This window comes from Pseudomonas sp. P1.8, from assembly GCF_001269805.1.
Classification (GTDB): Bacteria; Pseudomonadota; Gammaproteobacteria; order Pseudomonadales; family Pseudomonadaceae; genus Aquipseudomonas.
Genome location: NZ_LHVM01000006.1, coordinates 302128 through 309884, shown reverse-complemented (window position 1 = coordinate 309884; position 7757 = coordinate 302128). Strand labels below are relative to the sequence as shown.

Sequence of the window (7757 nt, the reverse complement as noted above, 5' to 3'; positions counted from 1 at the left end):
ACCGCAACCAGCGAGCAGCCGACCACCAGCAGGGTGCTGCGCACGCAACGGGTGTAGGCATAGATGATGATCAGCGAGGTGACCACGGCCAGGCCGAAGAACATCATCACCTGGATCAGGCCGTCGATCAGGTCGCCCATCAGTTTGGCGAAGCCGATCACCCGGACTTTGTAATGGCCGCTGCCTTCGACCCCGGATTTACGCGCCGCGCTGTCGCCGGCGTATTCGATCTTGTCGCGCAACTGCTCTTCGAGCATCTGCGAGAAGGCGTGGTAGTTGATGCGTTGGCCGCCGGCGGCGGCCTTGTCCATCAGCGGCACGATCAGCATGGTCGACTTGAAATCGCTGGCCACCAGGCTGCCGACGATACCGGCACGGGAGATGTTCTGGCGCAGCTGTTCAATGTCCGAAGGCGAGCCCTGATAACTGTCGGGCATCACCGGGCCACCCTGGAAACCGTCCTCGGTGACTTCGGTCCAGCGCACGGCCGGGCTCCACAGCGACTTCATCCACGCACGGTCGACGCCTTCGGTGAGGAACAGCTGGTCGTTGACCTGCTTGAGCACATCGAGGTAAGCGGGGTCGAAAATATCGCCCTGGGTGTTCTCGACCACCACCCGCACCGAGTTGCCCAGGCCGCGCAGTGAAGCGCGGTTTTCCAGGAAGTTCTGGATGTAGGGCTGGCTCTGCGGAATCATTTTTTCGAAACTTGGCCGCAACTCCAGGCGCGTCACGGCCATGAAACCCAGGACCACGGTGGCCAGCGCCATCAGCAGCATGAACAGCGGGCGGTAGTTGAACACCAGCCGTTCGAGGAGGTTGCCGGAGCGTTGGTCGAAATCGCGCAGTTCGCGAATCACCGGCATGGCGTCTTGTTTGATATTGCCCATGTCTGGGTTCTCGCTCTTAGGGTTCGAGGGCTGGATCGACGGTCAGCGTCTGGGCGCCGCGGCTGCCCGCGACCACCAGTGCACCATCGGCGGACTGGGTGGCGCCGGCAACCGGTGCGCGCGCCGGTTGCTGCGTCAGACGCATTTGCGCGCCAGTCCCTTGGCTGACCAGCATCTGCCCGCCCTGGGTGAACAGGCGGTAATGGCCACGGGCATCGATCAGGCCGGCGGTGATGCTGACGTGCAGGCCGCTGTCCAGCGCGGTCCAGTTCTGGCCGCCGTCGGTGCTGCGCAACACGTTGCCGCGCAAGCCATACACCAGCACTTCGCCGGGCTGGCCGACGACACCGAAGAAGCTGCCTTGATACGGCGTTGGCACGGCGGCGAAACGCTGGGCGCTGTCATCCCATTTGAGCAACAGGCCTTGCTCGCCAGCGATGTACACACTGTCGCCGGTGGAGGCGATGGCGTTGAGGTGGAAACCCTGGGGGTTCTCGGTGCGGTCCTGATACGGCGTCCATGTCTGGCCACCGTCGTCGGTGCGCAGGATCAGGTTGAACACGCCGACCACGTAGCCGGTTTTTTCGTTGGCGAACCAGACGCCGAGCAGCGGTTTGTCCGCGCCCTGATCGGCTAGTCGTTGGCCTTCCATAGCCAACTGGGGCCATTGCTCGTTGCTCGGCTCGGCACTCGCCAAAGCCGTGTAATGCTTGACCAGCAAGGCGCCGATCTGACGACCGTCGAGTTGTTTTTGCCAGGTCGCGCCGGCGTCGCTGCTGTGCAGCACCACGCCGTCGTTACCCACCGCCCAGCCTTGGGTGGCTGTCGGAAAATTCACCGCAGTGAGGTCGGCACTGGCCGGCACGGCGGCCTGTTGCCAGTGCTTTGCAGAATCATCGGAAAACAGAATATGGCCACGCTGGCCGACGGCAATCACGCGCTCACCGGCGCGGGTCATGCCCGACAGCGGGCTGTTGATGGCCAAGGCACTGACCCTGGCAGGCAGGTCCAGCACGTCGACATATTCGGCCGCCTGGGTGACGCCCTGCGACAGGCAGAGCACAACGCCAAGGGCCAGTAGCAATCTATTATTTTTATATGAACACATACTGCGTCCTCTTCGGAAAACCGCGCCGGGGCACACAAAGGTGTGCCTGACGTTAAAACCTGGCGTTCGTAGCGATCGGCGCGAACCGACCGCCGACGGTCTCACCGCCTTGTGGGCAGTGGACCGAACGGGCGCATTTTTTTGCAGTTGGCTTAGCGAATGCCGGCGCCGGCCAGGGATTCCGAAGACCACTGGGCCTTGGAGAGCGGCTCGATGTACTTGATGCCGCCGTAAGGGCCGACTACACCGTTGATGTTGTAGGAGCCGCCCACCAGGTCATAGATCATGAACGGGGTGGAGTCTGGAACCTGCTTGTCATAGCTCTGGCTGAGGAAGGCGAAGGAACCGCGATAGAGCTGACCACGGGCGTCATATTGATCCGAGGCCAAAGCGGTCCAGCTGTCTTCGTCGAGGTAGAAGCGGCGCTTCTGGTAGATGTGGCGAGCACCGGCCTTGAGGTTGCCTTCCACGACCCACACGCGGTGTTTTTCCCAGCGTACGAAGTCAGGTGCCAGGTGATTGGCGGTGGTCAGCGACTTCGGATCCTGCACGTAGGTCAGCTTGTAGGTGTTGTAAGGCACGATCATTTCTTGCTTGCCGACCAGCTTCCAGTCGTAGCGATCCAGCGCACCGTTGAACACGAACACGTCATCGTAGGTGCCCGCACCGGCGGTACCCGGGTTTGGCGTGTCGTAAGCCAGGCTCGGCGCCAGTTTCACGCGACGCTGCCCTGGCAAGTACTGCCAGGCGCGACGGGGTTGCTGCAACGGGTTGGCGGCATCCTTGAGCATGATCGCCTCACCGGCGCGGCGCGCAGGACCGGTGTACGCCAGCTTCATCTGGTAGTACACGTCGGAGCTGCTGATCGGCTGCGAGAGGTTTTCATAGATCGGGTAGGAGATGTTCGCCTGCCCGGTGGTCGCCAGGCTCGCCACACCGGCCGAGTCAACGTTCCAGGAGTCGTACTTGGAGCTGATGCTGACGCCCTGGTAGCGCAGCAGGAAGTTCCACATCGCTTCGTTGCCCGACTGCGGAATCGGGAACGGAATGCCCGGCAGGACGTTGTCGATGGCCAGGCCACCTTCCAGGGACTTGGCGCCGACGGCGTTTTTCACGCCGTTGTCCAGAATCGCTTGAGGCAGCGATACGGTGCGGTGCGTCGGGAACACGTCGACACGGAACGTCGGGAAACGCTTGGCCAGCTCTACCGTAGTCGCGGTGAGCATGCCCTTGTACTGATCGACGTTTTTGCCGTCGATCACCAGCACAGGTTTTTCACTGGCAAACGGATCCGGACGCATGCTGTCACCGGCTTTGAAGCTGGCTGGAGCAGTGGTCAAGCCGCCGTTGTAGGCAGGAATGGAACCATCAGCGTTCCCGGCTTTTTCAGCCCCTACCTGGGTCAGGTTAGCGCCAAGCTTGGCAGCTTCCTGAGTTGAAACAGCGGCCTGTGCCTGAGCGGCGAAGACCATGGCCAGCGAAGCGGCCAACACGGTTTTTACAAATTTCATGTTGTTATTCTCCTGCTTGCGTTAAGCAAATCAGTGGTGAATCAGAATGTAGTTTTCATCGTCAGGTACACCGCGCCACGGTCCTCAGTCGTAGCACCACCACCGGAGAAGGCTGAGTAGCCACCGGCGTAGCAGGCGTAGTTTTCGTTGCCGCTAAAGGCGTTCGGGGTGGAGCCATCACCACCGGTCGGGCCGGTGCTCACACCACTGTTTTTGCACTTGTCGGTTTCGCCGAAAGAGTCCACGTACTTCAGGTCGACAAAGTATTTGTTGTACACAACGGCACCGATGCCAACGGCATAGTTGCCGGTGTCTTTGGCACCGCCACCGGTGACCGGGGACACGCCATCGAGACCGACGTTGACGGACATCGGCGCGTTGAAGTCGACACCCGGGAATACCTGGTACCAGGTCGGTGTGAAGTTGATGGCCAGACCCCAGTTGTCGCGGGTCGACGCGTCGATACCGCGATAGGTGCTCTTGCCTTTGTAGAGCGCCTCGTTCTTGCTATCGAGTTCGAGCAGGTTGCTGTAGTACAACTCGGCCAGCACAGTCGCCTGGTCGAACACTGGGGTTTTAGGCAGGGTCATCAGACCGTTGAGCGTCCAGTGCAAGGTGTCACCGGTGGCGCTCATGCTGTCGCCGCGGCTCGGGGTGTCATAGACCACACCGGTGGCGTCTGTACGGGCAGGCAACAGGCCAAGCCCTTGACCCAGGCCCAGCGGGCTACGGGTACTGACGATCGCCGGGATACTGGCCAGCGGCATGTTGTGACGAACGTTCAGGTCCGAACCCACGCTCACCCCGCCCACGTCCTTGGACAGGCTCAGGCCGGCGATCTTGATGTTGTCGGCATAAGCCAGTTGATAGGTGGCGGTATCCAGCGAGTTCAGGGTGTTGACCACCGCAGGCACTTGCCCGGCCGGACGGGTACCGTTCGGGTTGGCCGAGGTAATGCCCCTGGCGTCCAGATAGGCTTGCGGCAGGATTTCCGAGGTCTCGCGGTAGTAAACGCCGAGGGTGCCGTCCAGCCAGGCTGGCGACCACTTGGCCATGATGCCCCAGTCGCCGCTGTCATGCGGGGTCAGGTCCTTGCCACGACGCACATTGGTCAAGCCGTTGCACGGTGCCAGGCCACAACCCAGCGGGCTGCCCGGTACCACGGCGTTGGTGTTACCCAACAGGAACGATTGCGCACCGAAACCGACCAGATCGGAACCACCGTAATAGGTGCCCGCTTCCGGCAGACGTGCTTCGTTCCAATCCAGGAAGTACTGGGCGCCCAGGGTCAATTCAGGATTGACGGTGAACGACATCGACAGCTGGTTGCGCGGGACAAACAGTTCCTTGGCTTCGGTACCCGGCGACGCGGCCAGTTTGGCCAGGTCGAGGCCGGACTGGCCGTAGCTCATCGAATGCACCGGGTTGAGAATGGTCTCGCCCCAGAACACGTTGTGCTGGCCGGCCTTGGCGCTGAACATCGACTCCTCACCCACTTCGGTGCTGTAGAACACGAAGGCGTCGAGGATTTCACCAGACGGACCGGTGTAATAACGCGAGGCGTAGTTGCTCAGGTGCGGGCTGCCAAAACCGACGTTGTCATTGACGACCGGGGCCAGGCGAGGATCGTTGGCGACCAGGCCAGAACGCGCGTCGTTACCGTTGACGAACGGGTTGGAGTTGGAACCGACGTTCTCATAGGCCTTGTCGTACCAGCTGGCGGCGCTGACGCGAAAACCCATGGCGTTCTTGAAGACCACATCCATCTCGGTCAACAAGTCGATACGGTTGGTGATGTTGGTCCCGGCCTTGCGGAAGTTGTAGTCGCCGTCGTTGTTGTTCGGCGTTGCCAACATGCGTTTGTCAGCACTTTCAGTGCGCACACCGTAGTTGTACTTGATGGTGTTATCCACCCGTACGTTCCAGTCCGGATTCCCCGTCTCGATCTCGACCGCATGGGCCATCGGAACGGTTGCCGCAAGAATGGCCGATGCCAGCAAGGTGTAGCGTTGGGTGGTGAAGCCGTGACTCTTATTGTTGTGCATTGCGTTGTCTCCGCCTTTTTGTCTTTGTTTTAAGCGCAGCCGCCCTCGCGCATTCCTCTTCGGGTCTGCGTTTTCAGGAGTGAGGGCAAATGCCGGTTGACGTAATGTCAGACCGGTTCCTGTTCGCTGTCCAGCTGCAGGATGAGTGCCTCGGCTTGCTGCCAATGGCCAAATCCTGCGGCCGGATTGAGGTGCCCGACATCGCCCAGATTGAGCAATTCGGAGCCCCAGCCTTCTGCCATTCGAGTAACGGCAGAAAGACTGGCAAGGTGATCATTGGTACTGCCGGCCACGATGCTCGGGAACGGCAACGGACCTTCGGGAAGAGGATTCCAGCCCTGACTGCGCAGGGTCTCGGAGGAAGGATAATTAGCCGGCCAGACCGCATCGAGATCCGGTGGCGCGGCCAGCAAGGCGCCCTTGATCGGACGGCTGTAATGCTTGGCCCAGTGCGCGACCATCAGTACGCCAGCGCTGTGGGCAACAAGAATCACCGGACCGTCGATCTGTTCCAGCTCGTGCTGGATCGCCCGAACGCGGGCCATGCAATCGAGTTTGTCGGTTTCCAGTGGCGGAACACTGCGCACTTTGCACAGCCTGGCTTCAAGCAATGTCTGCCAATGTTCGGCAACGTGATCACGCAGACCCGGGACGATCAGAATGGTAGCGCCAGTTTGCAGTTTGTCCACGTCAACACCTTCGTTTTCTCGGTGACTCGACTGGCTGTTTTCGCCAGAGTCTTTTTGTTGTGTCGACATTAAAGTTCACCCGCCCACTACGCTTTACATTGGACGTCATGCACTTTTCTTTTGATGACAAATTGTCAGACATTGGGACAAGATAACCGCTGGTCGAAAATCATCGCAGATTGGCCCAAGGTCACTGTAATCAACGAATGAGTGCGATAGCCCTCCAAAGCGTAGATGATTCGGGACCTGGCAGCAGGGTAAACCAACAATTACAAGACAACTGTTCAACGGCCGATGCGCTGGATATAGTCGCCACGCTTTCGCCACTCGCCATCGGCCCAGGGAAGACTCTCAGCATGTCCAAGCTTGTTCGCGCCGCCGTCCTGACCAACTACCTTGAGGTCACCCAGTACCTGGGATTCAACCCGCGCGACGTGCTGGCGGGGGTGGGCCTGAGCAAGGCACATTTGCTGGCCCCCGAACACCGTATCCACATCGATGCCGCCGTGCGCCTGCTGGAAGATTCGGCCACCGCCAGCGGTTGCCAGACGTTCGGCCTGAGCATGGCCGAATCGCGCCAGCTCTCGGATTTTGGTGTTGTCAGCCTGTTGCTCAGCCACCAGCGCACCCTGCGCGATGCCTTGCAGGTGGTGAAGCAATACCGGCATTTGATGAACGACTCGCTGGCCATTTTCATTGAAGAAGCCGGCAAGATGGTGATCATTCGCGAAGAGGTGGTCACCGATTCGCCGATGCCCAGCCGCCAGGCCACAGAGCTGGCCATCGGCGTGTTGTTCCGCCTGTGCTCGGCCCTGCTCGGCTCGCACTGGCACCCCTACAGCGTCAACTTCATGCACCAGCCCCCCGACAACCTGCAGCTGCATCGGCGTCTGTTCGGCTGCAGCCTGGAGTTCGGCAGCGAGTTCAACGGCATCGTCTGTTCCGACGCCAGCCTCGACGTGACCAACCCCAACGCCGATCCGACGATGGCTCGCTACGCCCAGAGCTACCTCGACACACTGCAAGGCAACGAAAAGGCCTCGATGCTGTTCGAAGTGCGCAAGGCCATCTACCTGCTGCTGCCCATGGGGCGCGCCACCATCGAGCAGGTCGCGCAAAGCCAGGGCATGAACGTACGCACCCTGCAACGGCGCCTCAAGGACGACGGCTGCGCCTTCAACGACGTGATCAACGATGTGCGTCGCGACCTGGTGCTGCGCTACCTGGACAACCCGGCCTACTCGCTCAGTCGTATTGCCGACATGCTGGGCTATTCCATGGCGAGTTCGTTTACGCGGTGGTTCATCAGCCAGTTCGGCATGCCGCCGGCGGCGTGGCGCAGTTCGCAAAAGCTGGCTGGCACAAAGCCGCCGAGCGATCCGAATGACACCTGATCACCCGGCAAAAAAAACGGCGACTGCTGGTACAGTCGCCGCGAAAGACCGGTGCTTGTAACACCGGCCTGGAGCCCCACAGCATGAGGAGTCAACGCTGTGTGACCCTGCCATAACACA

General features: G+C 60.7%; 5 protein-coding genes and 1 pseudogene. 1 reads left to right on the top strand and 5 read right to left on the bottom strand.

Annotated elements, in window-relative coordinates; genetic code table 11:
- From AD668_RS03890 to AD668_RS03870, 5 genes and pseudogenes are all read right to left on the bottom strand, one after another.
- Positions 1–890: pseudogene (locus tag AD668_RS03890) on the bottom strand (RND family transporter); the annotation flags it as partial.
- 16 nt (positions 891–906) lie between these two features.
- On the bottom strand, positions 907–1998 hold the full coding sequence (locus AD668_RS03885; RefSeq protein ID WP_053154895.1) for a YCF48-related protein: 1092 nt from the start codon (positions 1996–1998) through the stop codon (positions 907–909).
- 152 nt (positions 1999–2150) lie between these two features.
- Positions 2151–3509, bottom strand: a complete 1359-nt coding sequence (locus AD668_RS03880; protein ID WP_053154893.1) for a DUF1329 domain-containing protein — start codon at positions 3507–3509, stop codon at positions 2151–2153.
- 41 nt (positions 3510–3550) lie between these two features.
- On the bottom strand, positions 3551–5554 hold the full coding sequence (locus AD668_RS03875; RefSeq protein ID WP_053154890.1) for a DUF1302 domain-containing protein: 2004 nt from the start codon (positions 5552–5554) through the stop codon (positions 3551–3553).
- Positions 5555–5661: 107 nt separating this feature from the next.
- Positions 5662–6243, bottom strand: a complete 582-nt coding sequence (locus AD668_RS03870) for an alpha/beta hydrolase (protein ID WP_053154916.1) — start codon at positions 6241–6243, stop codon at positions 5662–5664.
- 356 nt (positions 6244–6599) lie between these two features.
- On the opposite strand from AD668_RS03870, the gene AD668_RS03865 reads away from it, so the two are divergent.
- Positions 6600–7637, top strand: coding sequence for an AraC family transcriptional regulator (locus AD668_RS03865; protein ID WP_053154887.1), 1038 nt, complete (start codon positions 6600–6602; stop codon positions 7635–7637).
- The last annotated feature ends 120 nt before the right edge of the window (positions 7638–7757 follow it).